The following is a 26,636-nucleotide window of genomic DNA, read 5'->3' on the forward strand; positions in this document are numbered from 1 at the left end:
CCGAATTGGGGCTGTTCAAAAGGCGGAAGGCCATGGATGACATAAAGACGGAAAAGAACGTGATGCAGATGGTCACTACATATGGGGAGCATTACTATTCCTGGAATGGGAAGCTCTATGACAGCGACATCGTCAGGTCGTGCATCCGCCCAAAGGTGAAGGCTGCCGGGAAGCTGGCAGGGAAGCACATCCGGGCGGACGCGGAAGTGCTGAAGGTGAACCCGGACGCGAACATCCGATTCCTGCTGTCGGAGCCGAACCCGTTCATGACAGGGCAGCAGTTCCAGGAGAAAGTGGCCACTCAGCTGTGCCTGAACAACAACGCCTTTATCCTGATCATCCGGGACGTGAACGGAAAGCCCATGCAGCTGTACCCGATTCCCTGCGTGATGTGCGAAACAAAATACATCAATGAGGAGCTGCACCTGAAGTTCCAGTACCGGAACGGGAAGACAGGCACGTTCCCCTATGACCAGATAATCCATCTGCGGCAGGACTTCAACGAGCACGACATCTTCGGGGAGAGCCCGGCGCCCGCGCTGGCTTCCATGATGGAGGTCATAGGCACCATCGACCAGGGCATCGTCAAGGCCATCCGCAACAGCGGGATCGTCCGATGGCTGCTGGCGTTCACCAGCGCCATGCGCCCGGAGGACATCAAGAAGAACGTGAAGGAGTTCGTGGACAACTACCTGAGCGTGGAGAGCGACACCTTTGGGGCAGCGGGCGTGGACTCCAAGGCCACGGCCACGCGGATAGAGCCGAAAGATTATGTCCCCAATGCCCTACAGACGAAGGAGACCATAAACCGCATCTATTCGTTCTTCAACACCAATGAGAAAATCATCCAGTCCCGGTGGACGGAGGACGAATGGAACGCCTATTACGAGGCGGAGGTGGAGCCGCTGGCAGTGCAGATGGGGGAGGCCTATTCCGTCAGGCTTTTCTCCCGGCGGGAGAGGGGCTGCGGGAACCGCATCGTCTTCGAGGCCAGCAACCTGCAGTGCGCCAGCCTACAGTCCAAGCTGGCCATGCAGGCCATGGTGGATCGTGGGGCCATGACCCCGAACGAGTGGCGGGCGGTGATGAACATGGCCCCGGTGGAGGGCGGCGACCAGCCGATCAGGAGGCTGGACACCCAGGTGGTGGACATGGCAGGGCGGCTGCTGGGGATGGCGGAGGCGCTGGATACAGGAAAAGTCGAGGCCATGGCGGGCGTGATGGTGAAGCTGCTGGAAGCGGGCATGGCGGGCCCGGGGGTGCCGTCTCTGGAGACCGCCCTGACAGGGATCCTGGCAGCAGGGGCTCCGGAGCCTGTCCTGGGTGGGCAGGAGGGGCGGCTCCCGGAGGCTGCGGAAAGGGGGAAGGATGAAGCACAGGATAAACATCAGGGGCGTGATGGTCCCGAACGACTACAAATGGTTCTATGATTTCTTCGGGGAGGACTGCACCTGCCCGAAGGACGTGCAGCAGGTGATGGACGCTTTCCAGGATGGGGATGAGATCGAGGTCTACATCAACTCCCCGGGCGGCGTCATAGACGTGGGGTCGGAGATCTACACGCTGCTGAAGGGCAGGAAGGACGACGTGAAAATCTACGTCACGGGGGAGGCCTGCAGCGCTGCCAGCGTAGCTGCCATGGCGGCATATTGCGAGATGTCGCCTACGGCCCTGATGATGGTGCACTGCGTGTCCACCTATGCGGAGGGGAACCACAGCGACCTGGAGCATACTGCGGAGGTGCTGCGGACTGCGGACAGGGCCCTGTGCAGCGCCTACGTGGACAAGAGCGGCATGACGGAAGAGGAGGCCCTGCAGATGATGGAGCACACCACATGGCTCACGGCGGAACAGGCGCTGGAGCGCGGGCTGATTGATGCGGTCATGTTCCGGGATGAAGCTGCGGCACCGCTGGTGGCGGGCCCGCTGTTCTCCCTGCCCACAAAAGAGCAGCTGGAGAAAGCAGAAAGGGCGATGAAAGAGAAAGCAGGGGGGCCTGAAGGACATCAGGAGGCCCGTGCAAGGTTGAATCTATTGAGGTTGAGAGGAGAGTCAGCATGAACAGGAAAAAGTATGAAGCGATGCGCAGGAAACTGATGGACGAGGCCCAGGGGCTCCTGGATGCCGGGAAGGTCGATGAAGCGAACGCGAAGATGGACGAGGTGAAAGCGCTGGATGAGGAATGGGGCGTCATCGCCCAGGCAGCGGCGAATCTTGCGGCGCTCAATGGGATGCAGACGGCAATGAATCCTATGGGGAACCTGGAAGATTCTTTCGGGGAAAGGGAAAAGCCTGGCGAGGACTCCCCGAAAGCCATGGCCTGGAAGTCGGAGGAGTACAGGACGGCCTGGGCGAAGCACCTCATGGGAACGCCTATGAGCGACAGCGAGAAGGAGAAGTTCCTGCTGGTCAACGAGGCATATACCCATACGACGAAGAACACCAGCGTCGTGATCCCGGAGACGGTCAGCAAGGGAATCTGGGAGATGGCGGGGGAGTACTATCCGTACTTTGCGGATGTGACGAAGACGTATGTCAACGGCCTGCTCACGATGATTCAGGAGGACACATCCTCTGATGCCAAGTGGTACGATGAGGGGACGAAGACCGATGACGGCAAGGAGGGCTTCAAGACCTATAAGCTCAGCGGATGCGAGCTGTCCAGGGCCATCACGGTATCCTGGAAGCTGAAGGAGATGGCCATCGAGGACTTCATCCCTTACATCCAGCGGAAGATGGCCAAGAAGATGGGGGCGGCCGCAGGATATGGCGTCACCCATGGAGCCGGTGAGAAGGCAGCGTCCGGCAAGCCGGAGCCTGTGGGGACGGTGACGGCGCTGGAAGCGGAAGAGGGAACCCCGCAGGTGGCGGAATATGCCAAGGGCACTGTGCCCAAGTACGATGACATCGTGAAGGCCAGGTCCAAGGTGAAGTCCGGATACGGCGCAGGCCTGGCAATCTATGCGAACTCGCATACCATCTGGAACAAAATCGCGATGATTCAGGATCAGAACAAGCGCCCCCTGTTCGTGCCAGACGTGACCAGCCAGGGTCAGTTCCGCATCCTTGGCATACCGGTCAAGGAGGACGACTCCATGAAGGACGGGGAAATCCTGTTCTCCAACACGGCTGATGGGTACCACCTCAATGTCAACAAGGAGGTCAGCATGATGACGGAGGACCATGTGAAGGAGCGCACCACGGACTACGTGGGATATGGGATCATGGACGGGAACGTGGTGACGACCAGGGCCCACGCCCTACTGAAGGAGGCCGCGGCTGCCGGAGCCTGAGCGGCTGCCGCCCGGGGGAGGTGCAGGCCATGATGACGGCTGAACAGGTAAGGAAGAAGATGCGCATCAGCCATTCCCGCACGGACGATGACATCTCCGGGAACATCGAGGCCGCCCGGCTGGACATGGCCAGGGTGGGCATCGACCCGGGGGCGGACGATGCGCTGGTGGACAAGGCGGTGGAGCTGTACTGCAAGGGGCAGTTCGACTACCTGGGGAAAGGGGAGCAGTTCATGCAGAATTACGAGCGGCTCCGGGATGCCATGAGCATGGCGGAGGGGTACAAATGCGGGACGAGGTGATATATTTCGCTGACATGGTGCCGGCTGCGGCAGGGGAAATGGATCCTTACGGGGATCCGGCCATGGAGCTCAAGCTGTCGGATGCGGTCTTCGCGGAACTGAGGTCCGTCAGCCAGAGCGAGTTCTACCAGGCGCAGACAGCCGGGAAGAAGCCGGAAGTGAAGTTCAAGCTGACCGACTATATGGACTACCAGGGGCAGAGGTACCTGATCCATGAGGGGATCCGGTACGTCATCCTGAGGACGTACCGTACCGCCAGCAACGAACTGGAGATTACATGTTATGGAGGTGTGAGGGATGCCGCTGCCGCCGTCAGTGACGAGGGTGACTAAGGATGGGCTGAAAATCGTATCGAACGTGGACAGGTGCGCCTATACCATAAGGGAGCTGACCCGGGCGGCCCTCAGGGACGTGGGCAAGTATGTCTGCATCACGTCCAACAAGGCCGCACAGAAGCTGTACCACAACAGCATGAAAAAGTCCAGGCGCGTCAGGGGCTCCAAGGGGGCCTTCCAATACTGGGCCAGGAAGAAGGAGGGGGACCTGCTGGTGGGGATCAAGCATGGGACATGGTACGGCACGGAGCAGGAGCTGGGCTCCAGCAGGATGAGGAAGCACGGAATCCTGACAGGCGCCGTACAGGACAATGTCCCGGACATCATCAGGATAGAGAGCCAGTACCTGTCGGCCCTGGAGGATGAGGCCAGGGCCCTGGCGCTGATCAGCGATGAGGAGTACCAGGGAGGCGGTGAGGACTGATGGAGGGCCTTGGGAAGGCGCTGGAGGACCTGACCGGAGCATACCGCGAGGAGGCCCCGGAGGATGCGGCATACCCGTACCTGGTCTTTTCTGCCAGGAGGCTTACGGAGGAGGGCGGAGGGCAGGTGTATGCCCTGGAAGTCAGCGCATGGGACCAGCATCCGTACTACTCCAGGGCCGAGGGCATGATGGACATGCTGGAAAGGAAGTTGCACCGGTGCAACTATATGGCAGGAGGGCGCCTGATAAGGATATTCAAAGGGGCGCGGCAGAACGTCCCCGATCCGGACAGGACGATCAAGCGGGTGAGGGAGCAATTCGGGATGCATGTCTATGAAATGGAGGAATGAGATGGGAAAGAAAAAGCGGTCATATTCAGGATATACGAAGAAGACGGTGGAGAACCTGCTGCTGGATGCAGGGGCGTTCTTCAAGAACTTCACATACGAGGAGGGCGGTACGTCCAACGACACGTTCGATTCCGCCGTGAAGGCCGGGAAGCTGATAGGGGCCACCAAAGGAGGCGGGGAGTTCTCCGCCGTGGCCACGATCAGGCAGATCGAGGTGGACGGCGTGAAAGGGCGCGCGAAAGGGCTGGAGACTCTCGACTTCTGGGATGTGTATCTGAAAGCGACGGTGCTGGAGACCACGGCGGAATCCATCAGGACGGCACTGGGGGCGGCTACCGTGGATACCGAGTCCGATGAGAGATATGACGTGATTACAGGGAACTCGGCCATAGACCTGGAGGACTACCTGGACAACGTGACATGGGTCGGTACCCTGAGCGGCAGCAACGAGCCGGTCATCATCCAGGTCTTCAATGGGCTGAACACGGAGGGGCTGAAGCTGACCGTGCAGGACAAGAACGAGGCCACGATACCGATGACGTTCTATGGCCATTATACGGATGACGACCTGGACAGCCCACCGTTCAAGGTGCTGTACCCGAAGAAGCCGCAGGGGGGACAGGCTGGTGAGGATGGCGGTGAGACCACGGAAGGAGGTGCTGGAGCTTGAGGAAGATAAATACAGGGGACGTGTTCAAGATGGCGCGTCTGTTGAAGAATGCGAACGTGATGGATGCGGTCAAGGATGCCTATAAGGCATCCAAAAAGGAGGATGGGGCCAAAGAAGCCCATAAGGAAGGCCCGGACAAAGGGAGCATATGGGTGGACGCGGCCATGAAGGTGCTGGCCTCCTGCACCAGCCAGCAGGCGGAGGAGCAGTTCTATGACCTGATGGCCGGCATCTGCGAGAACAAGCCGGAGGACATCAGGGATCGCCCGCTGGACGGCCTCATGGAGGACATCAGGCGGATATGCCAGGAGAACAACGTGGCAAATTTTTTGCGCTCAGCGTCCGATTTTGCCGAGAAGCTGTAAGGCTGGAGGACCTGGTGTACCGGCGGTACGGGGGCGGCGCGGTCAGCGTCCTGGCCATGCCGTTCGAGGATGGGTGCGAGCTGGTATGCCATGCATCGGATGCCGAAGAGGAGGACAGGCTCTTCCTGCGGTGGGCAGCCATGTACCAGGAGAGCATGGGGTTCGAGGAGTTCAAGGCAGAGCTTTCCGCTGGACATGGTGCCCAGGAGGCCGGGGATGGACGGTCTGCAGCGGAGATCCTGGAGGGCGTGAAAGGGATAATTGGGTGACATAGATGGAGCTGTTTAAGCTGTTCGGGTCGATTTTCATAGATACGGATGCCGCGGAGAAGAGCATGCAGAAGGTGGAGGATGCCGCGGAAAAGCTGGGCTCGAAGCTGCAGAAGTATGGGGATGGCATCTCCGACTTAGGCGGGAAGCTGACGAAGACGGTCACGGCGGGCGTGACGGCCCTCGGCACCGCCTCGGTGATGTCCGCCTCGTCATTCGAGGACGCCATGGCGAAGGTCTCCACGATTGCGGACGAATCCGAGATGTCTATGGACGACATGCGGGCCGCCATCCTCGGGCTGTCCGACCAGACGGGCATCAGCGCCGTGGCCATAGCCGAAGATGTCTACAATGCTATTTCTGCAGGGCAGAAGACGGCGGATGCGGTCAACTTCGTCAGCAATTCCACGAAGCTGGCCCGGGCTGGGTTCGCTGAGACGGGCCAGTCGCTGGACGTGCTCACCACCATCATGAATGCCTACGGCATGGAGGCAGAGGACGTGACCAGGGTCTCCGATGTCCTGATACAGACGCAGAACCTGGGCAAGACGACAGTGGCGGACCTGTCCTCTTCCATGGGCAAGGTGATACCCACGGCGAAGTCCTATAACGTGTCCCTGGAGCAGGTGGCTTCCGCGTATACGATCACGACAGCCAAGGGCATTGCCACGGCAGAGTCCACCACGTACATCAATTCCATGCTCAATGAGCTGGGCAAGAGCGGGACGAAGGTATCGGATGTCCTGAAGGAGAAGACAGGGAGATCCTTTGCGGAGCTGATGGACGAGGGGTATTCCCTTGGGGACTGCCTGGAAATCGTAGATGAAGCGGCCAAGGAACAGAACCTTGCGTTCAACGATATGTGGGGGAGCGCAGAGGCAGCAAAGGCCGGGGTCACCCTGCTGGGGGAGAGCGCGGAGGTGTTCAACAGCAGGCTGGCAGAGATGAACGATGTGACCGGCTCCACCGAGACGGCATTCGGGAAGCTGGAGACCACATCGTTCAAGGCGCAGAAAGCCATGAACGAGGCCAGGAACGTGCTGGTGGACTTAGGCGGCACCATCATCGAGATGCTCGTCCCATATTTAGAAAAAGGCGCGGAGAAGGTGCACGAGTTCGCGGAGTGGTTCAAGGGGCTGGATGACGGCACGAAGGAGCTCATTGTCAAGATTGGGCTGCTGGTGGCAGCTGCCGGCCCGCTGCTGACTGTCTTCGGGAAAGGCGTCTCTGTGATAGGCAACGTCATATCCATCGGCGGGAAACTGTCCGGAGGGATCAGCGGCATCATGAAGATAGGAGGAGGCCTGGCCACAGGAGTGGTGAAAGTGATAGGGCTGTTCAGTGGCGCAGCATCTTTCATCGGGACGACATTGGTTCCCGCCATAGCTTCAATAGGGGCTCCTGTGCTGGCTGTAATCGGCGTGGTCACTGCCCTGGTGGCAGCAGGCGTGGCACTGTACAAGAACTGGGACGAGATATGCCAATGGGCAGGCGAGGCATGGGGGGCAATCAAGGACACTGTAGGTGGTGCGGTTGACGGAATCAAGGGATTCTTTTCTGACCTGAAAGAGAAAGCCTCGGCCAAGTTCCATGAGCTGACGGAAACGGTCGGCAGCAAGGCAGAGGAGCTGAAGGAGAAAGCGGTCAGCAGATTTGGAGAATTGAAGGATAAAGCATTTGAGAAGATATCATCCCTAAAAGATAAAGCAGTGGATAAGTTTGAGGAGCTGAAAGAGGCGGCCACAGAAAAGGCATCATCTATGAGGGAAAGGGTAGTCTCTGGCGTGGAAGAAATGAAGGAGAATGCCTCCCGGAAGATATCAGAGATGAAGGAAAGAATCTCCATGGGCTTCCAGGAGATGAAGGAGCACGCCGCAGAAAAGTTCAGTGACCTAAAGGAAAGATGGTCGGATAAGTTCTCCGCGGCAAGGGAGAAGATGGTATCCGAGGCTGAGGAAATCAGGGAGAAGGTAGGGAGCAGTCTTTCCCAGCTGAGGGACAATGCGGTGGACAGGATATCGGACATCGCGCAGAGGGCAGAGTCGGGCTTCGGGAAGCTGAGGGAGAAAGGCTCTGAGGCGGTGGGCGCATTGAAGGAAAAGGTCTCGCGAGACTTTGAGAGCATAGAAAGGTTCGTGTTCAGGACATTCGAGGGATTCGGGGAGAAGATGTCGTCCATCTTTTCAGGCGCACAGGAGACCGTGAAAGGCATAGTGGACAAGATAAAAGGATTCATGGAGTTTGATTGGAAACTGCCGAAGATTAAGCTGCCGCACTTCTCCGTGGAGTGGGACAAAGATGGCATGTTGGGGACGCTGGCCAGCAAGATGGGGCTGCCCGGCCTGCCCAAGCTTGGCGTGGAATGGTACAGGAAAGCTATGGACGCGCCGGTAATCATGGACAAGCCCACAGCGTTCGGCATCAACCGTTCCGGCCAGGTCATGGCAGGCGGGGAGGCTGGGAGCGAGGTGGTGTCCGGCACGGAGACGCTGATGGGGATGATTTCGGCAGCAGTCGCCGAGGAGAACACCCGGCTGTATGAGCTCCTGGAGGGGATATGCGGGCTCCTGGCAGAATACCTGCCGGGATGCGCCAGCAGGCAATTGGTGCTGGACACAGGGGCGCTGGTCGGGGAGCTGGCAGGGCCGTTGGATGAAGAACTGGGGTGGAAAAGGCATACGGATGGGAGGTGGAGATGATGTACGGTGCGGTGTTCGGCGACAGGTATTCCAGGGAGGACTACGGAGCCATCATGAATTATGCCAGGGTCATCCCGCCTGCCGTCAAGGAGGTCTACGTGGACATCGATGGAGGGGACTCCGCCATAGACCTGACGGAGGCCGTGGGCGGCGTGGCCTATGAGGACGCGAAGATAGAGTTCAAGTTCACGCTGTTCTCTGCGGACATGGCCGAACGGATGGAGAACGACCTCCATGGCAGGCGGATGGAGATCGTGCTGGAGCGGGAGCCGGACTACTTCTACGAGGGCAGGCTCTCCTGCACCAAGGTGGAGCAGGACGGCAGGCTGTACGAGGCTTGCTTCACGGCCAGGGTGCATCCCTATAAGTACGAGAGGCGGGAGAGCGTCCGTGAGGAGAAGGTCTCAGGGGCGGAGAAGGAGGTGCTGCTGCAGAATGACAGGATGCCGGCCATGCCGAGGATACAGGTGGAGGGGAACGTCCAGCTGGTTTATGGCGGCGTCCGCTACAGGATGGGGCCAGGCACGTACCAGATGCCGGAGGTCACGCTGCAGGAAGGGCTGAACCGTATCCGCCTGTCCGGAAGCGGCAGGGTCAGGTTCTCCTACAGGAAAGGGAGGCTTGCATGATCATAATCAAGAGCGGGGAGAGAGTCATCTACCATCCGCTGCACCCGCAGCTGAAGCTGGTGGGGCCGAAGCTCACCCTGGAGGACAATGCGGCGGGCAGCCTGACGTTCAAGGTGTATGGGGACAACATGAACCAGGGGAGCATACGCAAGCTCTTCCCTCTGATTACCGTGTACAGGGACGGCACCCCCATTTTCAGGGGGCGGGCCATCAGGGACATGAAGGACTTCCGCAACGGCCGGTCGGTGGAAGTGGAGGGCCAGCTGGCGCTCTTCAACGATTCCTGCCTGGAGCCGTTCTCGTTCCAGGGCAGCCCTGAGGAGCTGTTCCGGATGATTGTGGAGAACCACAATGCGCAGGTGATGCCATGGCAGCGGCTCAAGGTGGGGAAGGTCACGGTCCGGGACAGCAACGACTATATCGTCCGGAGCAGCGAGGGGACGCTGGATACCTGGGCCGCGCTGAAGGAGAAGTGCTTCAGGTCGAGCCTGGGCGGTCACATCCGGATACGCTATGAGGATGACGGCGACTATGTGGACTGGCTGTCAGACTATGAAAAGGTCTCTGCCCAGAGCATCGCGTTTGCAAGGAACATCATCAGCCTGTCCCAGGAGTCAGACGCGTCTGAGACGTACACGGCGATCCGCCCGGTCGGGGCGGAAGTGGATGGGAAGAAGGTGGACATCTCCTCCGTGAATGGAGGGAGGACGTACCTGGTCAACGAGGAGAGGGCGGCGGAATGCGGCATCATCTTCGCCCCCGTGGAGGAGTCCGTGTGGGAGGACGTGACACTGCCGGAGAACCTGCTGAAGAAAGCGAGGGAGCAGCTGTACGGCTCCATGGCGGCGCTGAGCGAGAGCTACGAGGTGAAGGCGGTGGACCTGCACCTGACGGATCCGGAAGTGGAGGCGCTGGACATCTGCGAGTATGTCCCGGTGGTGAGCAGGCCCCATGGCATCGATGGGAACTACCTGCTCACCAGGGCGGACATCTCCATAGCGTCCCCACAGGATTCCGTCTACCACCTGGGGGCCAGCAGGAGGGTGCTCAGCGGGATGGGAACCGGAGGTGGCGGGCAGCAGGAAGCCGTGCCGCAGAAGGTCAGCGCCCTGGAGAACGATGCCGGGTACATCTCAGAGGAGAAGGCGGGGGAGATGCTGGCGGAATACCCAAAAGAGGAGCGAGTCGAAGAAATCGTGAAGGAGGCGGTGACGCTGGTGCCTGCCGGGGAGGATGGGTTCTCGCCTACAATAGCCGAAAGCCCCGACAACACGGCGGATATGTACAGGCTTGACATCACGGACAAGAATGGGAGCCGCACCACTCCGAACCTGAAAGGGGCAGACGGAATCAATGGCAGGGACGGCATGAATGGCTTCTCTCCTGTGATAGCCGAAAATCCAGAGAACACGGTGGATGTGTACAGGCTTGACATCACGGACAAGAATGGGAGCCGCACCACCCCAAACTTAAAGGGGGCGGATGGGGAGGGAACGGAAGCCCTTGGAGGCCTTGTGTTTGGGCAGGATTCGGAAGGGAATTGGGGGTACATTCCGCCGGGTGCAGATACAGTAATCCCTTTTAAGAAAGGCGGAGAAAGCGGAGGCGGCTCTGGTGTCGAGGTGAAAGGCTGGGCAAATCTTGCTAGATTTCACCCAGCGATTGCACTTGTAGGGATTTCTGCTGTTGATACAGAATCTATCATTTTGGTCGGTTCTGCTTGGAAGAAGGTGAATGCATGATAGTGAAGAAGACAGTCTCTTGTCCTGGGCTGAGTTATGAGGGCGTGACGACTCTTACAATATATTATGGCTTAGCGAACACATCGGCATATAAAAAGAATTATGTGGATTATTTAAGCAACGAAATTGTTGCTTTCTTGAAAGAGTGCGGGGTTTCGTCTGCGAGATATGAGGATTCGTTTGTATGGATTAATGGGGTTCCTATTGGGGTAAGGGTTGCCAATGCTTCTTCAAATAATTTTTCGATTTCGTATCCCTTCCTTATAAATAATGGTGGTGCGTTCGCTTGGCTCCAAGGAACCGGAAACACGGCAAGCTTTACGTTTAATCTTTACTTTGCGGGAAATTCGGAAACCTTTGTTTTTTCGATTAATGTTGGAAGTTATTGTTATCATGTATGGATTGTGAATGGCAGGAATGTTGCAAGAGGAACAAAGGCGGTTGGGCTTTTAATGGTTTTGGCCAATTCTTTGACATATGGTGCTCAGACTGCTATCTATCCCTATGACTTTGATTCGTCCGGTAACATAGAGGCTTTTGGTGGGGATGCCACGCAGTCGACAAAATATGAGATACTGAAGCTCACATCGTCCTCGTTTGCGGCAGATTTCACGAGGTACAGGAAGTTCCCTTTGCGGCACCAGTTCTTGTCTTTTTTTGAGTTCGACAGCTATATCAATCCGGCTAACAGTGGGTACACAAATTCTACCGCTCCTGGCCCGAACCAGACGGTGCTGGAGATAGATGGAGAGCAGTATGTTCTTCTGCCTCTCCTGGACTTCGTGAAGATGTGATGAGCCGCTTATACGCAAGGTTGATATAGAACTTTTACAAGATAGGCGGCAAGAAGTACTGGTGCGGGCATACGTTCGGGTTTGTGGAGTGCAAGACAGAGATATAACGAAAAGGAGTTGAAGCTATGGCACAGATAGAGCTTTTATTGGAGAAGCAGCTACTCACGATACGGAACCAAGAGGTCATATCCAGCGGGGACATAGACTATGACACCTGTTCGTTTGCGTTCGATGAGTCATGGGATGGGTTCACGAAGACGGGGGTCTTCTACCAGGACAAGAAAAATGTCCAGTATGCGGTGCTGGGGGCCGATGGGAGCTGCAGGATACCGGCTCAGGCCATGGCTGGGGAGGGGAACATGTACATCGGTGTGTTCGGGGTCAGCGGCTCCAAAGTGGTGACGTCCACGGTGGAGAGGGTGTACATCAGGCAGGGCGCCATATCCGTGGGCACGGTCAGCACGGAGCCGAGCGATGATGTGTTCCTGGCTATCATCGCACAGTACCAGCGGATGGCGGAGATGATGCAGGGATATGATGCCACAGCAGCCGAACTCTCAGAGATGCTGAGAGACCTGAACGCCTATGACGTGGCAGATGTCCTGATGAGGCTGGAGGTAGCAGAAGCAGCCGTAAGGAACATCGAGCTGGCCTCCGGCGGGCTGAGGTTCGGCATGGACGCGGACGGAAACTGGGGCTACATCATTCCGGGAAGCGAGGATGTCATTGGGTTTGGGGCTGGCAGGGCGGACGTCCCTGGGGAAACCCTTGAGACCTATCGGTGGCAGACTGTGGAATGCAGCGCCGAATTCATAGAAGGTGACAGGGAGTGGAATGTGGATGTCTCAGACGGCAATCCTGTGGGCAAGAAGAACTTATTCCTGGCCGTCAAAGTCCCGGAGGCCTGCAAAACGATTATGCATTTAACGAAAGGCGAAAATTGCGCGCTTTTTGTATGTGTAAACGATGAATTTATCGTTGAAAATACAAAAAGTGAAAAATATGACGTCCAAAAAATCCTGCCACTAGTGAAAGGGGGCAATTATGTTTTTCTGGAGTGTTGGCGTATTTCTTCTTCTGGCAATAATAATGTGCGTATTTCGTTCGCGCCGATAGTAGTTTAGTAAAAAGATTTTCAGATAAGGAAAGAGAGGGATGATGCATGTATAAAGTAAAAGCTGCTGTGATTACGGCGATGTCCGCACTGATGGGCTGGCTGGGCATCCTGGCCGTTCCGGTATGCCTGCTGGTCCTGTGCAACCTGATAGACTATGCCACGGGGCTCATGGCGGCGCCCTACAGGACAGAGAGCGTGAACAGCTACAAGGGCATCAGGGGCATCGTCAAGAAGGTGTGCATGTGGCTGCTCATCGTGGTGGGAGTCATTGTGGATGCGATGCTCAATTACGCAGTGGAGTACATAGGCTGGGGGATTGCGCTGCCTTTTATCGTGGCCACTGTAGTTGCGGTATGGCTGCTGGTCAACGAGATTATCAGCATCCTGGAGAACATTCTGGATATAGGTGTCACTATCCCTCCGTTCCTCCTGCCATTGGTCAGGAACATAAAGAAAACGGTGGAAGAGAAGACAGACGTGCTGGCAAAGGAGGGCGAGGATGGAAAAGGAAATATTATATGAAGGGCCGGACATCTCCTATCACAATGGGAACGTGGACATCAAGCGCGTCCGGGATGCCGGGTGCGGGCGTGTAGGCATCCGGGCCGGGTACGGGAAGAACAACGTCGACCAGAAGTATGTGGTGAACGCCCTGGCCTGCTACAACCTGGGAGTGGCCGTGCTTCTGTACTGGTTCTCCTATGCCTGCAATGTGGCCATGGCGGTTGGAGAGGCCGGATATGCCATCGCACAGGCGGCGAAGTACTGGAAGAGATGCCCTATCGCATTCGACTTTGAGTACGATTCCGTCAACTATGCCAGGAAGAACGGCGTGGCCGTCACGAAGGCACTGGCTACGGACATGGCCATCGCCTTTCTGCAGCGTGTGGAGGAGGCCGGTTATGTCCCAGTGATTTATACAAATAGGGACTATCTCCGGAACTACTTCGACATGGACAGGATTGCTGCGGCGCTCGGTACCGTATATGTCTGGTATGCCCGGTACACGTCTGCGCTCCCGGAAGGAGAGAAGGCCATCGCCGATGTCTGGCAGTACAGCTCCACCGGCCGACTGGCAGGGGTCACCGGCAATGTGGACATGAACAGATTCTACACAGACTTTTCTGGAAACACCGTTCCGGCGGAGCGGGAAGACAGGTGCAATCTCAACATCAAGTCCTTCCAGGCAGCGGCCAATGCGGACGGGTACCGGGACGCTGATGGCAAGCCTCTGGCGGAGGATGGCATTGATGGCCCGAAGACCCAGTATGTCCGGAGGCAGATCGCCCTACAGGCAAAAAAGTCCGGGGGCAGATATGTAGCAGGCTCCACCGGGGCGGTCGTGGGATGGTGGCAGACACGCTGCAACGAGATCCTGGGCCACAGCCAGGCAGTGGATAAGAGGTACGGCCCGACATCCCGGACGGAGACCATGGCCGTGCAGCGCAAGCTGAGCCTGAAGGTCGATGGCATTGCTGGGTACAATAGCATCCAGGCAGCATTCTATAATTAGCAAAAGGGCGGCAGGGTCATCCTGCCGCCTGTACCTTTGGGTAGATTTTTTGTGACAAATTTCATGACAAAAAATTGTATTTGCATGACAAATTTCACATTTGAGACCCCAATAATTTTAGGTAGCTAAAAAGCCGCAAACCCTTGAATTTACTGGGAAATCCTTGGATTTGCAGCTTTAAACAAAAATGGAAGCAAGGGGGCTCGAACCCCTGACCTTTCGCGTGTGAGGCGAACGCTCATCCCAGCTGAGCTATGCTTCCATGTCCTCTATTGTACCACGCTTTTCAAAAAAAGCAAGAGGAAAAATTGTTTTCCTGCAAATTTTTGTATATGGTATTTTTTCGAAAAAAATATTTAAAAAATTTCAAAAAACATATTGACTTTTTGAGAGGAATAGTTTAGAATATGATTTGTTCGCAGGAATGGCGGAATTGGCAGACGCGCACGGTTCAGGTCCGTGTGGTAGCAATACCATGAGAGTTCAAGTCTCTTTTCCTGCACGAAGCTGAAAGGTACTTGATGAATGTCAAGTACCTTTCAATATATATACAGGTTTTATGGGAGCGGGTGTGAAGTGTGACTGTTGAATGCTTTGCGCTCTTTTCTTTTCCCCTGAAAGAGGCCGGCCCAACAGAATGAACACCCGCCGCAGGCGGCATGGGAGCGTGAGAATGGAAAAAACGGGAAAACAATATACAGCCGATAAAAATAGGCATGCGCACCGCAGGGACTGGTACCAGCTGGATCTTTCAGCCATTGTGTATCCTACGCTTCAGAGGAGGGATTTCTCCTCGGTGTACAGGCTCTCCGTGGTGCTGAAGGAAGAAATACAGCAAGATCTCCTGCAACAGGCTCTGGACATGACGCTTCCCAGGTTTCCCACCTACAAGGCGGCTATCCGCAAGGGATTGTTCTGGCGCTATCTGGAGCCCAATGACCGTCCGGGGCCTTTTGTGCAGAAAGATGTGCGCAATCCCTGCCAGCCCATGTATTTCAAGGCAAACAACCGCTACCTGGTCCGGGTCTATTATTTCCGCAACAGGATCGCCCTGGAGGCCCATCACAGTCTGGGAGACGGGACAGGCGGTATGTGCGTTCTGATGACTCTGACAGCCACTTACCTGCGCCTGCTGGGGGCGGAAGGAATCGATAACGGCGGTTTTGTGCTGGACATCCACGGCACGCCGGAGGAGGGCGAGCTGGAGGATGCCTATATGCGCTATGCCAATGCTAAAGTGCGCCCGCCCAGGGTGGAGGAGAAATCCTACCGGGTCAGAGGCACGGCGGAGCCCTTTTATACGCTGAACATCATAGACGGCATCATGTCCGTCTCGGAAGTCATGGCTGCGGCAAAGCGTTACGGAGCCACCATCACGGAGTATCTGAACGCGGTGCTTCTCCAGGCGCTTCTCCTGAAACAGGAGGAGGACCACGCAAGCCGCCTGCGCCCGGTGAAGATTGCCATGCCCGTGAACCTGCGGCGCTTTTTTCCGTCTATTACTCTGCGGAATTTCATCACCATGATATATCCGGGGGTGGATCCCAGGCTTGGGGAGTATACTTTTGAGGAAATCGTGGTTCAGGTGCGCAATTATATGAGATACTATCTCAACGAGAAGCTTCTCAGAGGGGACATCACCACCAATGCTGCCACACAGCGCAACCCCTTTATCCGGGTAGTGCCGCTGTTCATCAAGGATTTCGTGGTGCGGATGTTCTACACGAAAGTGCAGGACAGAAATTCTTCGGCCGGGCTCACCAATATGGGCGTGATGAAAGTGCCGGAGGGGATGAAGCCCTATATCGAGAGATTCGATATCTACATGGGACAGCCCTTTTCCCGCAGGACCAACTGCGCCATCATCAGCTTTGGGGATATCCTGACGGTGAATTTTGCCAGCAGCATCGTGGAGACGGATGTGGAGCGGCATTTTTTCCGGCGGCTTGTCAAAGACGGCATCCATGTGAAGATTGAGAGCAACCGGGAGATGGACAGGGAGGACGGAGCGTAAGCCCTGATAGATGTTTCGGGTGCGGCGGAAAGGCTGCCGCGGAAAGGATGGATATGTCATATTGTGTGAATTGCGGCGTGGAACTGGAACAGAATGCCAGGGAATGCCCTTTGTGCAACACGCCGGTGCTGAATCCCAGGGAACAGATGCTGCAGGGGCGGCAGGAAAAACCGATTACCGGAAAAAATGCGGAGGGGATTTCCGCGTTTCCGAAAGAAAAGGGACAGGTGGAGACGGTAAAGAGAAAGGATTTGGGGTTATTGCTCACCATGGTGATACTGGCGTCTGTGGCCACCTGCGGCATTCTGAACCTGCTGGTATTTGACGGTGTGCCCTGGTCGCTGGCGGTCATCGGGGCCTGCGTTATTTTATGGGTGTTCATGATTCCGGTGGTAATCTGCACAAGACTGCCGATTTATGTCTCTCTGCTGTTTGACGGCGGCGCGGTGGCCCTTTATCTGTATATGCTGACTTTCCTGGCCGGGGGCGACGAGTGGTTCCTGGGACTGGGCCTGCCCGTCACCGTGCTGGTAACGGTGACAGCGGAGCTGGTGACGCTGTGCATCCTCCGGCTTCCCCGCTCTTTCCTGACAGTGGCGCTCTACCTGTTCACGGCGCTGGGGCTGCTGTGCATGGGGCTGGAGATGCTGATCAGGCATTATCTGGAAGCGAGGATATTTTTGACCTGGTCCGCGGTGGTGCTGACGATCTGCACCATACTGGATATCGCGGTGATAACGATGCTTTCCCGCAGGCGGCTCCGCAATGAGGTGCGCAGGCGGCTGCATTTCTGAATCACTGAAAGATTGAGATGAATGTCTGCCGAGAGCGGACATGAGGGGGGATGGAAACGAAAATGGAAACAGAATTGAAAAGGGATATGAAAACGGAGGCCAGGGCGGAGGCAGAGTCCCCGTCGGCAATCGAAATCGAGGCAGGAGTAGAAAACGGAATCAAGACCGGGAAGGATATCGAGGAAGCTGACAGCATGGACAAAAGGCGTCAGGGCCTGATGAACCTGATCAGGCGTGTCCACGGCATGGTGGAGAATACGGATATCGAGAAGCACAGGCAGTCCCAGGATCATATCGGGACTATCTTAAGCAACACGAAAGCCATTGAGTACCGGGAAGTGGACATAAGCGGCATGTACGGTGAATGGGTCGGCGTCAACCGGGCGCATATGAAGAAATATGTGCTGCTGCACTGCCATGGGGGCGGATACTCCACCGGCAGCAGCCTGTATGCCAGGACGCTGACCTCGAAGCTTGCAGAGTCCACCTCCATGGATGTGCTGTGCTTCGATTACCGCCTTGCCCCTGAGCACCCTTATCCCGCGGCCCTGGAGGATGCCATGCAGGCGTGGAACTATCTGATGCTCTTAGGATACGGCGCCCGGGACGTAATCGTGACAGGAGATTCTGCGGGAGGGAATCTGGCACTGGCGCTGACTTTGAAGCTGAAAGAGGAGAAGAGGCTCCTGCCCAGAGGAATCATTCTCATGTCGCCCTGGACAGATCTGACCTCCTCGGGCAAGTCCTTCCAGACAAAGGCGGAGGCAGACCCGGTGCTGAACTGTGCTTATATCGACAGGATGGTGCATGCCTACGCGGAGGGACATGACCTGACGGATTCTTTGATTTCTCCGCTGTTCGGGGATTTTGAGGGCTTTCCGCCCACCTATATCCAGGTGGGGGAGAATGAGATTCTCCTAAGCGACGCCCTGCGGCTCCATCGGACTTTCATAGAGAAGAATGTACCTGTGAAAATAGATATCTATCCGGGCATGTGGCATGTATTCCAGATGTCCCCGGTAAAGGCCGCCAGGGCCGCCATGGACAAAAACGCGGAATTTATTTTTGATGTCTGCAGATAACAGTGTGCAAAGATTTTCTAAGCGGTCAAAGGACGCCCGCTAAGAAAATCTAAATTGCACACGGAAGAATGCCCAAAGTGCGGGCATTCTTCCGGACTTGCACCATATTCGTCAGGAGAAAAAAGGATTTTGCCCACAGACGCAGAATAATATAAATAGAGTAAGTAGACTGGTCAGGAACTGGATTAGGAGCAGAGGCTGGTATGACGATCAGAGAAAATCTTGAACAATGGGAGAAGCAGTATTTAAGCCCTTTCGCGTCCCACAGCACGGATTCTAAGGGGAGATTAAAGCCTGAGCCGCACTGCGATGTACGGCCCGTGTTCCAGCGGGACAGGGACCGGATTATCCACTGCAAGGCGTTCCGCAGGCTGAAGGACAAGACCCAGGTATTCCTGTCGCCGGAGGGAGATCATTACCGCACCCGGCTGACCCATACCCTGGAGGTTTCCCAGAACGCCCGCACCATCGCGAAGGCTCTGCGGCTGAACGAAGAGCTGGTGGAGGCCATCGCACTGGGGCATGATCTGGGGCACACACCTTTCGGGCATGCGGGGGAGAGGGCGCTGAACAGGATATGTCCTCTGGGTTTTGAGCACAATATTCAGAGCGTCAGGACGGTAGACCGCCTGGAGAAGAAAGGACAGGGTCTGAACCTGACATACGAAGTGCGCGACGGCATCCTGAACCATCAGACCAGCGGAACTCCCCACACCCTGGAGGGGAAAATCGTGCGGCTCTCCGACAAGATTGCCTATATCCACCATGACATGGACGACGCGGTCAGGGCAGGCATTTTAAGGGAGAGCGATGTGCCTGCGGAGATTCGCGATGTCATCGGCAGCACTCCCAGCGACCGTTTCGACCACTTTATTCACGACATCGTGAATACCAGTATGGGGAAGAACGATATCCTGATGTCGGAAGAGACCCATACGGCCATGACGAAAATGCGTGCGTTTATGTTCGAAAATGTATACGAGAACCCTGTGGCCAAGAGCGAGGAGGCCAAGGCCGAACAGCTGATGGAGACGCTTTATCTGCATTTCCTGCATGATATCGACAGCCTGCCGGAGGAATTCAGGGGCCTCCTGGAGCAGGGAGAGCCAAAGGAACAGGTGGTATGCGATTACGTGGGGGCCATGACGGACCGATTCGCGATTGCCACCTACGACGACATATACATACCGAAGTCCTGGATGGGCTGAGTCTGTTCCGAAAGGAAGAGGGAGGTGCAGATGTACTATTCGGAGACAATCGTGGAGGAGGTCAGGACGAGGAACGACATCGTGGAGGTAGTCTCAGGGTATGTGAGGCTGCAGAAAAAGGGCGGCCGCTACTGGGGACTCTGCCCTTTCCACAATGAGAAATCACCCTCCTTTTCCGTAAACGGAGATATGCAGGTGTACCACTGTTTCGGCTGCGGGGCCGGCGGAAACGTATACACTTTCGTGATGAATTATGAGAATTATTCTTTTCCGGAGGCGGTGCGGATGCTGGCGGAGCGGGCCGGAGTGGAGCTCCCTCAGGAAGAGGACTCCGGGGAGGCCAGAAGTAAGGAGAGCAGGCGGGCCAGGCTTCTGGCGGTGAACAAGGCGGCGGCGCAGTTCTTTTACTATCAGCTCCGCAGCCCCCACGGAGAAATCGGCTATCAGTATCTGAAGAAAAGGGAGCTTTCCGACGAGACCATGCACAGATTCGGCCTGGGCTTCGCGGGGAAGAACGGAGCCCATCTGGTGCAGTATCTGCGGAAAAAAGGCTTTGAGGACGAGCTGATACAGGAGGCGGGGCTGGCCAGACATTCCGAGAAAGACGGAGGGATGCTCAGCCAGTTCTGGAACAGGGTCATGTACCCGATTCAGGATATCAACAACCGTGTCATCGGTTTCGGCGGCCGGGTGATGGGGGACGGTGAACCCAAGTACCTGAATTCGCCGGAGACCCCGGTGTTCGACAAGCGGCGCAATCTGTACGGCCTCAACTACGCAAGGCGGGCCAGGTGCGGCAACATCATACTCTGTGAGGGCTATATGGATGTCATCGCCATGCACCAGGCAGGCTTCACCCAGGCGGTGGCCTCCCTGGGTACGGCTTTCACGGCGGAGCAGGCGGCTCTGCTGCGGCGGTATACGGAGAACGTGCTGTTAGCCTACGACAGCGACGGCGCGGGGGTGAAAGCGGCCCTGAGAGCCGTCGGCATCCTGCGGGAGGCAGGACTTACGGGGAAGATCATCAATATGCAGCCCTACAAGGATCCGGATGAATTCATGAAAGGGCTGGGGAGAGAGGCCTTTGAGGAACGGATCGGCCAGGCGGAGAACAGCTTCTTCTTCGAGGTGCGGATACTGCAGGGGCAGTTCAACATGGAGGATCCGGAGGAGAAGACGAAATTCCACAGAGAAATTGCCAAAAAACTGTGCGAATTCTCCGAGGACGTGGAGCGGGACAATTATCTCCAGGCAGTGGCCGAGAAATATTACATCGGTATTGAGAACCTGCGCAGGCTGGTAGCGCGCTACGCGGCCGGCACCGGCGGGGCGAAGCCCTTAGAGCGCCCCAAATCGGGTATACAATCTAAAAAAGACCCGGAGGAGAACGCAAAGCGGTCCCAGAGGCTCCTGATCACATGGATTTCGGGGGAGCCGAAGCTGTACGGCAAAATCAAAAAGTATATCTCCCCGGAGGACTTTACGGTGGAAATCTACCGCAAAGTGGCGGAGCGGCTATTCCCGGAGCTGGAAAAAGGAGAGATCAATCCCGGGGGCATCGTCAGTATGTTCGAGGACGGAGAGGAGCAGAAAGAGGCGGCGGCGCTTTTTTCCGCGCTTATCCCGAAGCTGGATACACAGCAGGAGCGGGAGAAGGCCTTTCATGAAATCCTGCTTACCGTGAAAAAGAACAGTTACCAGTACCATCTCTCCCACATGGGAGCGGATGTAAGCGCCCTGGCCCGGGCCATTGAGGGCAAGAAAGCGCTGGAAGAGCTGGCAGGAACGCATATTTCCTTAGATTAAGGTAAAGATATTGGTAACTCTTAACAGTAAATCAAAAAGGGGAACGGATTTCCCGAGGAAGGATGGAAACTTTACAATGGATGAAAACACACGGGCAAAGTTTGAAGAGAAGGTGAAAGAACTTCTCAATATGGCCAAAAAGAAGAAGAACGTGCTGGAGTATCAGGAAATCAGCGACTTTTTTGCGGACATGCCTTTGGAAGAAGAGCAGTTTGAGAGGATTCTGGACGCCCTGGAACAGAACAATGTGGACGTGCTGCGCATCACCGAGGACGAGGCCGATGTGGAGGAGATTATCCTCTCGGACGAGGACGACGTGGATGTGGAGAATCTGGATTTGTCTATTCCGGACGGAATCAGCCTTGAGGATCCTGTGCGCATGTACTTAAAGGAAATCGGCAAGGTGCCCCTGCTCTCCGCGGAGGAGGAAATCGAGCTGGCCAAGAAGATGGAGCTGGGGGACGAGGACTCCAAGAAGCGCCTGGCTGAGGCGAACCTGCGTCTGGTGGTCAGCATAGCGAAGCGGTATGTAGGCCGGGGGATGCTTTTCCTGGATCTGATTCAGGAGGGCAATCTGGGCCTGATTAAGGCTGTGGAAAAGTTCGACTACCGCAAGGGCTATAAATTCTCCACCTACGCCACCTGGTGGATTCGTCAGGCCATCACCAGGGCCATCGCGGATCAGGCCAGGACCATCCGCATCCCGGTGCATATGGTGGAGACCATCAACAAACTGATCAGAGTCAGCAGGCAGCTGCTCCAGGAGCTGGGGCGTGAACCGACCCCGGAGGAAATCGCGGAGGAGATGAATATGCCAGCGGACCGGGTGCGGGAGATTCTGAAGATCAGCCAGGAGCCGGTGTCCATGGAGACTCCTATCGGCGAGGAGGAGGACAGTCACCTGGGAGATTTCATTGAGGACGATAAGGTGCCGGTGCCCGCGGACGCGGCGGCGTTCACCTTGCTGAAGGAATCCCTGGTGGAGGTGCTGGGGACGCTTACCGAGAGGGAGCAGAAAGTGCTTCGCCTGCGGTTCGGCCTGGACGACGGCAGGGCCCGTACCCTGGAAGAGGTGGGAAAGGAATTCAATGTGACCCGTGAGCGCATCCGCCAGATTGAGGCGAAGGCGCTGCGCAAGCTGCGCCATCCCAGCCGCAGCAGAAAGCTGAAGGATTATCTGGACTGATGGAGAGGCGGGTACAGGAGGGCGGTGTGGCGCTGTCCGCGCGTCTTCAGATGCTGGCAGACATGGTGACGCCGGGAAGCAGGCTGGTGGACGTGGGCTGCGACCATGGTTTTCTGTCCGTCTATCTGGTGCAGAAAGGCATCTGCCCTGAAGCGATTGCCATGGACGTACGCCAGGGGCCGCTTGCGGGGGCCAGGCGGCATGTGAAGGAATATGGGCTCGGGGATTACATATCTTTAAGGCTGTCGGACGGGCTTAAGGCATACAGGGCAGGAGAGGCCGACGCCCTGGTCTGTGCCGGTATGGGCGGCAGGCTTATGGAGCGGATTCTGCGGGAGGGGAGGAGCCAGGCGGCGCAGCTGCGGGAGGTAATCGCGCAGCCCCAGTCGGAGATTCCCCGGTTTCGGGCATTCCTGCGGGAGACAGGCTTCCTGGTGACGGAAGAAGCGGCGGTCTGCGAGGAGGGAAAGTATTATTTTGCTATGAAAGCAAGGCCCGCGGGGCCCGGTCAGGAGCGGACGGAGGAAAGCGAAGAGCAGCTGCGTCTGTACGATTTGTTCGGGGAATTTTTGCTAAAAGACAGGCATCCGGTGCTTTTGGCTTACTTGCGGCAGCGGGAGGCGTATCTGAGAGGGCTTGCGGACTCCCTGAAAGCGGCTGGCTCCTCCAGGGCCGGAGGACGGCTGGAAGAGGTGCGGGAAGAACTTGCGCGGACGGAGAGGGCGCTGGCCTATAAAAAATGAAAGGAAGGGCGGATATGGTTACGATTACGATTCACGGAGAACAGAAGCAGGTAGAGCAGGGGACCACGTATGAAGCTATTGCGGCGGAATATCAGAAAGAGTACGACGGCACAATCGCGCTGGTGTCCGCGAACGGCAAAATCCGGGAGCTATTCAAGAAAGTCACCAGGGACTGCACGATTGAATTTTTCACCCTGAAAGACAGCGTCGGTCATAAATCTTATTTACGTGCCGCCAAGATGCTGTTTCTCAAGGGGCTTAACGATGTGTTCGGGGAAGAGGCCGCCAGAAAGAGCTGCGTGGAATTCTCCATAGGCCGGGGACTCTATGTCAACGCCTGCGGGACGGTGGAGGCCACGGCCAGGAACGCGGAGAGAATCAAGGACAGGATGCGGCAGCTGGTGGAGGCGAAGACGCCTTTCATGAAGAAGTCCTATTCTCTGGATGACGCCATAGAGCTTTTCCGTAAAAAGGGCATGGAGGACAAAGTGAAGCTGTTCCGCTTCCGGATGGGTTCCACGGTGAATGTGTACGAAATAGAGGGGTATTATGATTATTATTACGGATATATGCTTCCCGATGCCGGTTACATAAAGTGGTTCGATGTACTTCCCTACGAGGAAGGTTTCATGCTGGTGCTGCCTTCTGAGTCGAACCCTACTGTGATGGAGCCTTTTGTGGAGAGCAGGAAACTATTCGACACCATGGAGAACGCCAAGAAATGGGGCAGGACGGCAGGCATCGAGACGGTGGGGGATTTGAACGAGCAGATTTGCAGGGGCTCCGTCAGCGACCTGATTCTGGTACAGGAGGCGAAGCAGGAGAGGATTATCGGCGAGATCGCAAAGGATATCGCCAGCGAAGGGAATGTGAAGTTCGTCATGATCGCAGGCCCCTCCTCCTCCGGCAAGACCAGCTTTTCCCACAGGCTTTCCATCCAGCTGCGGACTTTGGGCAAGGTGCCCCATCCGATTGCCCTGGACAATTATTTCGTGAACAGGGAACAGACCCCCAGGGACGAGAAAGGGGACTACAATTTCGAGTGCCTGGAGGCCATAGACGTGAAGCTGTTCAATGAGAACATGGTCAGTCTCCTGGCAGGGGAGAGAGTGGAGATGCCGTCTTTCAATTTCAAGACAGGACAGCGGGAGTACAGAGGCGATTTCCTGCAGCTGAAAGAGGATGACATTCTTGTAATAGAAGGGATTCACGGCCTGAACGAGAAGATGTCCTATGCCCTGCCGGAGGAGAGCAAGTACAAAATCTACATCAGCGCCCTGACGACGCTGAATATCGACGCCCACAACAGGATTCCCACCACGGACGGCAGGCTGCTGCGCAGGATGGTCAGAGACGCCCGCACCAGGGGCTCCAGCGCCCAGAGGACGATCCAGATGTGGCCCTCCGTGCGCAGGGGCGAGGAGGAGAACATCTTCCCGTTCCAGGAGGAGGCCGACGCCATGTTCAATTCTGCGCTGGTGTATGAACTGGCAATGCTCAAGACTTTCGCGGAGCCTTTGCTGTTCCAGATTCCCAAGGGGGATCCTGAGTACTACGAGGCCAAGAGGCTCCTCAAGTTCCTGGACTATTTCCTGGGCGTGCCCAGCGAGAGCCTGCCGGGTAATTCCATCTGCCGGGAATTTGTGGGCGGGAGCTGCTTTAATGTATGACGCGTAAACGCATAATTGCGACTTTGCTCTTGTTTTTTGGGAATACGGTTGTTATAATAGTTCTTATATAATAGAATCCGCTTGTTGATTCTGTTATAGTCTAAAACGGTGAGTAGGATAAACAATCGCGCCTGCCTGGGCATAGCCCCGGGCGGGTGAGGAAAGTCCGGGCTTCACAGGGCAGGATGCCGGATAACGTCCGGTGGAGGCGACTCCAAGGCCAGTGCAACAGAAAGATACAGCAGGGAATCGGGCTTGCTCTGATTCCCTGTAATGGTGGAAAGGCAGTGTAAGAGACTACCGTCCGTCCGGTAACGGGCGGAGCCATGTAAACCCCATCCGAAGCAAGACCAGAATGAGAGCGACAGGCTTGCCCGGCCTGCTTTCAGGTAGGTCGCTGGACGCGGCTGGCAACAGCCGTGCAAGATAGATGATTGTTCCGTACGATAGTACACGACAGAACCCGGCTTATCGTCCTGCTCACCATTTTTTGAAAATTTCTGAATCAAATTTTCTTATTTTCTGGAAATCAATTGAAAATATCACGAAACTATGATAGGATAAGTAAGGATAACAGGCTCGTTTACAGGAGGGTTCTATATAGATGGAACAATATAAGCAGGACTTTATTGAATTTATGGTGGATAGCAATGCGCTTAAATTCGGTTCGTTTACCTTAAAAAGCGGCAGGCAGTCCCCCTTTTTCATGAACGCGGGTTCTTATGTGACCGGGACTCAGCTGAGGAAGCTGGGAGAGTATTATGCCAGGGCCATTCATGAAAAGTATGGGGATGATTTCGACGTACTGTTCGGACCGGCCTATAAGGGGATTCCCCTGAGCGTAGCCGCGGCCATGGCCTACAGTGAGCTCTACGGCAAGGACGTGCGCTACTGTTCCAACCGCAAGGAAGCCAAGGACCACGGTGATGCGGGCATTTTGCTGGGAAGCGGCATGAAAGACGGCGACAGAGTCGTGATCATAGAGGATGTGACCACTTCCGGGAAGTCCATAGAGGAGACATACCCCATTATTACCGCCCAGGCAAAAGTGGAGATCAAGGGGCTGATGGTATCCCTGAACCGTATGGAGAAAGGGCCGGCCGGAAAGGGGAGCGCGCTGGATGAAATCAGGGAGCGCTATCATATAGAGGCTGCCGCTATCGTGACCATGCAGGAGGTAGTGGAGCATCTGTACAACAGACCGTATAAAGGACAGGTTTACATCGATGACGCCGCAAAGGCAGCCATAGATGAGTACTATAAGGTGTATGGAGCATAATAGGCGGCGGGACGTCAGGGCGCCTGGAAAGAAGGGAGCGGATTTATGAGCGAGAAGATATATAAAGTAATGAGGGGAGCGGGCGCGACCTGCATTACCATGGGAGTGATTTCCCTGGTAGTAGGAATCGTGTCGGGTATTCTGATGATTATCAGCGGAGCGAAGCTGATTGCGGGGAAGTCCAAAATCATATTCTAAGCAAGGAGCAGCTGGCGGGCATTTCCTAAGAGGGGACAGACCTTTTTGGGGAGTGCCCTTTAGAGTTTATACTGCTTAATGATTTTACCTGCCGTGAAACCAGACTGTATAACGCTGACTGGTTCCATCGCATGATTACATTAGGCAGTATTCG

At 56.1% G+C, this 26,636-nt stretch carries 27 protein-coding genes, 2 tRNA genes and 1 other RNA gene; 29 read left to right on the forward strand and 1 reads right to left on the reverse strand.

Annotated elements, in window-relative coordinates:
- Window positions 1-32 precede the first annotated feature (32 nt).
- From NFS35_RS01425 to NFS35_RS01505, 17 genes are all read left to right on the forward strand, one after another.
- Complete coding sequence (locus NFS35_RS01425) at window positions 33-1,430, forward strand: phage portal protein (protein ID WP_330639934.1); 1,398 nt, start codon at window positions 33-35, stop codon at window positions 1,428-1,430.
- Window positions 1,369-2,061 (forward strand): head maturation protease, ClpP-related, encoded by a 693-nt coding sequence (locus tag NFS35_RS01430; RefSeq protein WP_251205365.1) that lies wholly within the window; start codon window positions 1,369-1,371, stop codon window positions 2,059-2,061. Before NFS35_RS01425 ends, NFS35_RS01430 begins: the two co-directional genes overlap by 62 nt.
- The gene (locus NFS35_RS01435; RefSeq protein ID WP_251205366.1) at window positions 2,058-3,293 is read left to right on the forward strand and encodes a phage major capsid protein; all 1,236 of its coding nucleotides are present in this window, start codon (window positions 2,058-2,060) and stop codon (window positions 3,291-3,293) included. Before NFS35_RS01430 ends, NFS35_RS01435 begins: the two co-directional genes overlap by 4 nt.
- A 29-nt stretch (window positions 3,294-3,322) precedes the next feature.
- On the forward strand, window positions 3,323-3,595 hold the full coding sequence (locus NFS35_RS01440) for a hypothetical protein (RefSeq protein ID WP_251205367.1): 273 nt from the start codon (window positions 3,323-3,325) through the stop codon (window positions 3,593-3,595).
- Entirely contained in the window at window positions 3,580-3,927 is a 348-nt protein-coding gene (locus NFS35_RS01445; RefSeq protein WP_251205368.1) for a hypothetical protein, read from the forward strand. Before NFS35_RS01440 ends, NFS35_RS01445 begins: the two co-directional genes overlap by 16 nt.
- A complete protein-coding gene (locus NFS35_RS01450; RefSeq protein ID WP_251205369.1) occupies window positions 3,893-4,354 on the forward strand; it encodes a hypothetical protein in 462 nt (153 codons plus the stop codon). The genes NFS35_RS01445 and NFS35_RS01450 overlap by 35 nt, the downstream gene beginning before the upstream one ends.
- A complete protein-coding gene (locus NFS35_RS01455) occupies window positions 4,354-4,704 on the forward strand; it encodes a DUF3168 domain-containing protein (RefSeq protein ID WP_251205370.1) in 351 nt (116 codons plus the stop codon). The genes NFS35_RS01450 and NFS35_RS01455 overlap by 1 nt, the downstream gene beginning before the upstream one ends.
- Window position 4,705: 1 nt before the next feature.
- Window positions 4,706-5,374 (forward strand): hypothetical protein, encoded by a 669-nt coding sequence (locus NFS35_RS01460; RefSeq protein ID WP_251205371.1) that lies wholly within the window; start codon window positions 4,706-4,708, stop codon window positions 5,372-5,374.
- Window positions 5,371-5,739 (forward strand): hypothetical protein, encoded by a 369-nt coding sequence (locus NFS35_RS01465; RefSeq protein WP_251205372.1) that lies wholly within the window; start codon window positions 5,371-5,373, stop codon window positions 5,737-5,739. The genes NFS35_RS01460 and NFS35_RS01465 overlap by 4 nt, the downstream gene beginning before the upstream one ends.
- Before the next feature lie 14 nt (window positions 5,740-5,753).
- Window positions 5,754-6,008, forward strand: coding sequence for a hypothetical protein (locus NFS35_RS01470; RefSeq protein WP_251205373.1), 255 nt, complete (start codon window positions 5,754-5,756; stop codon window positions 6,006-6,008).
- A 5-nt stretch (window positions 6,009-6,013) separates the two neighbouring features.
- On the forward strand, window positions 6,014-8,707 hold the full coding sequence (locus NFS35_RS01475; protein WP_251205374.1) for a phage tail tape measure protein: 2,694 nt from the start codon (window positions 6,014-6,016) through the stop codon (window positions 8,705-8,707).
- The gene (locus NFS35_RS01480; protein ID WP_251205375.1) at window positions 8,674-9,336 is read left to right on the forward strand and encodes a hypothetical protein; all 663 of its coding nucleotides are present in this window, start codon (window positions 8,674-8,676) and stop codon (window positions 9,334-9,336) included. The genes NFS35_RS01475 and NFS35_RS01480 overlap by 34 nt, the downstream gene beginning before the upstream one ends.
- Entirely contained in the window at window positions 9,333-11,078 is a 1,746-nt protein-coding gene (locus tag NFS35_RS01485; protein WP_251205376.1) for a phage tail spike protein, read from the forward strand. The genes NFS35_RS01480 and NFS35_RS01485 overlap by 4 nt, the downstream gene beginning before the upstream one ends.
- The gene (locus tag NFS35_RS01490; protein ID WP_251205377.1) at window positions 11,075-11,872 is read left to right on the forward strand and encodes a hypothetical protein; all 798 of its coding nucleotides are present in this window, start codon (window positions 11,075-11,077) and stop codon (window positions 11,870-11,872) included. Before NFS35_RS01485 ends, NFS35_RS01490 begins: the two co-directional genes overlap by 4 nt.
- 125 nt (window positions 11,873-11,997) lie before the next feature.
- Complete coding sequence (locus NFS35_RS01495) at window positions 11,998-12,996, forward strand: hypothetical protein (protein WP_251205378.1); 999 nt, start codon at window positions 11,998-12,000, stop codon at window positions 12,994-12,996.
- A gap of 38 nt (window positions 12,997-13,034) precedes the next feature.
- Complete coding sequence (locus NFS35_RS01500; RefSeq protein WP_251205379.1) at window positions 13,035-13,511, forward strand: phage holin family protein; 477 nt, start codon at window positions 13,035-13,037, stop codon at window positions 13,509-13,511.
- The gene (locus NFS35_RS01505; protein WP_251205380.1) at window positions 13,489-14,502 is read left to right on the forward strand and encodes a GH25 family lysozyme; all 1,014 of its coding nucleotides are present in this window, start codon (window positions 13,489-13,491) and stop codon (window positions 14,500-14,502) included. The genes NFS35_RS01500 and NFS35_RS01505 overlap by 23 nt, the downstream gene beginning before the upstream one ends.
- Window positions 14,503-14,690: 188 nt before the next feature.
- On the opposite strand, the gene NFS35_RS01510 is transcribed toward NFS35_RS01505, so the two are convergent.
- Window positions 14,691-14,764 (reverse strand) — tRNA-Val (locus NFS35_RS01510).
- Window positions 14,765-14,920: 156 nt separating this feature from the next.
- On the opposite strand from NFS35_RS01510, the gene NFS35_RS01515 reads away from it, so the two are divergent.
- The 12 genes from NFS35_RS01515 (at window position 14,921) to NFS35_RS01570 (ending at window position 26,482) form a co-directional block, all read left to right on the forward strand.
- Window positions 14,921-15,004, forward strand: a tRNA-Leu gene (locus NFS35_RS01515).
- A 171-nt stretch (window positions 15,005-15,175) separates the two neighbouring features.
- On the forward strand, window positions 15,176-16,516 hold the full coding sequence (locus tag NFS35_RS01520) for an alcohol acetyltransferase (protein WP_251205381.1): 1,341 nt from the start codon (window positions 15,176-15,178) through the stop codon (window positions 16,514-16,516).
- A gap of 53 nt (window positions 16,517-16,569) precedes the next feature.
- On the forward strand, window positions 16,570-17,310 hold the full coding sequence (locus NFS35_RS01525) for a DUF6320 domain-containing protein (RefSeq protein WP_251205382.1): 741 nt from the start codon (window positions 16,570-16,572) through the stop codon (window positions 17,308-17,310).
- A gap of 62 nt (window positions 17,311-17,372) precedes the next feature.
- A complete protein-coding gene (locus tag NFS35_RS01530; RefSeq protein WP_251205383.1) occupies window positions 17,373-18,392 on the forward strand; it encodes an alpha/beta hydrolase in 1,020 nt (339 codons plus the stop codon).
- A 203-nt stretch (window positions 18,393-18,595) separates the two neighbouring features.
- Window positions 18,596-19,600 carry a deoxyguanosinetriphosphate triphosphohydrolase gene (locus NFS35_RS01535; RefSeq protein WP_251205384.1) on the forward strand — a complete coding sequence of 335 codons (1,005 nt, stop codon included), beginning with the start codon at window positions 18,596-18,598 and terminating at the stop codon, window positions 19,598-19,600.
- Window positions 19,601-19,630: 30 nt separating this feature from the next.
- The gene (gene dnaG, locus NFS35_RS01540; protein WP_251205385.1) at window positions 19,631-21,406 is read left to right on the forward strand and encodes a DNA primase; all 1,776 of its coding nucleotides are present in this window, start codon (window positions 19,631-19,633) and stop codon (window positions 21,404-21,406) included.
- 76 nt (window positions 21,407-21,482) lie between these two features.
- Window positions 21,483-22,592, forward strand: a complete 1,110-nt coding sequence (gene rpoD / locus NFS35_RS01545; protein ID WP_251205386.1) for an RNA polymerase sigma factor RpoD — start codon at window positions 21,483-21,485, stop codon at window positions 22,590-22,592.
- On the forward strand, window positions 22,592-23,335 hold the full coding sequence (locus NFS35_RS01550) for a tRNA (adenine(22)-N(1))-methyltransferase (protein WP_251205387.1): 744 nt from the start codon (window positions 22,592-22,594) through the stop codon (window positions 23,333-23,335). The genes rpoD and NFS35_RS01550 overlap by 1 nt, the downstream gene beginning before the upstream one ends.
- Before the next feature lie 14 nt (window positions 23,336-23,349).
- The gene (locus NFS35_RS01555; RefSeq protein ID WP_251205388.1) at window positions 23,350-25,005 is read left to right on the forward strand and encodes a nucleoside kinase; all 1,656 of its coding nucleotides are present in this window, start codon (window positions 23,350-23,352) and stop codon (window positions 25,003-25,005) included.
- Between the two features lie 109 nt (window positions 25,006-25,114).
- Window positions 25,115-25,492, forward strand: an RNA gene (rnpB, locus tag NFS35_RS01560) — RNase P RNA component class A.
- A 117-nt stretch (window positions 25,493-25,609) separates the two neighbouring features.
- Entirely contained in the window at window positions 25,610-26,284 is a 675-nt protein-coding gene (pyrE, locus tag NFS35_RS01565) for an orotate phosphoribosyltransferase (RefSeq protein ID WP_251205389.1), read from the forward strand.
- Window positions 26,285-26,329: 45 nt separating this feature from the next.
- On the forward strand, window positions 26,330-26,482 hold the full coding sequence (locus NFS35_RS01570) for a hypothetical protein (RefSeq protein ID WP_251205390.1): 153 nt from the start codon (window positions 26,330-26,332) through the stop codon (window positions 26,480-26,482).
- The last annotated feature ends 154 nt before the right edge of the window (window positions 26,483-26,636 follow it).

The organism is Acetatifactor aquisgranensis (assembly GCF_943193215.1).
GTDB lineage: Bacteria > Bacillota > Clostridia > Lachnospirales > Lachnospiraceae > Acetatifactor > Acetatifactor aquisgranensis.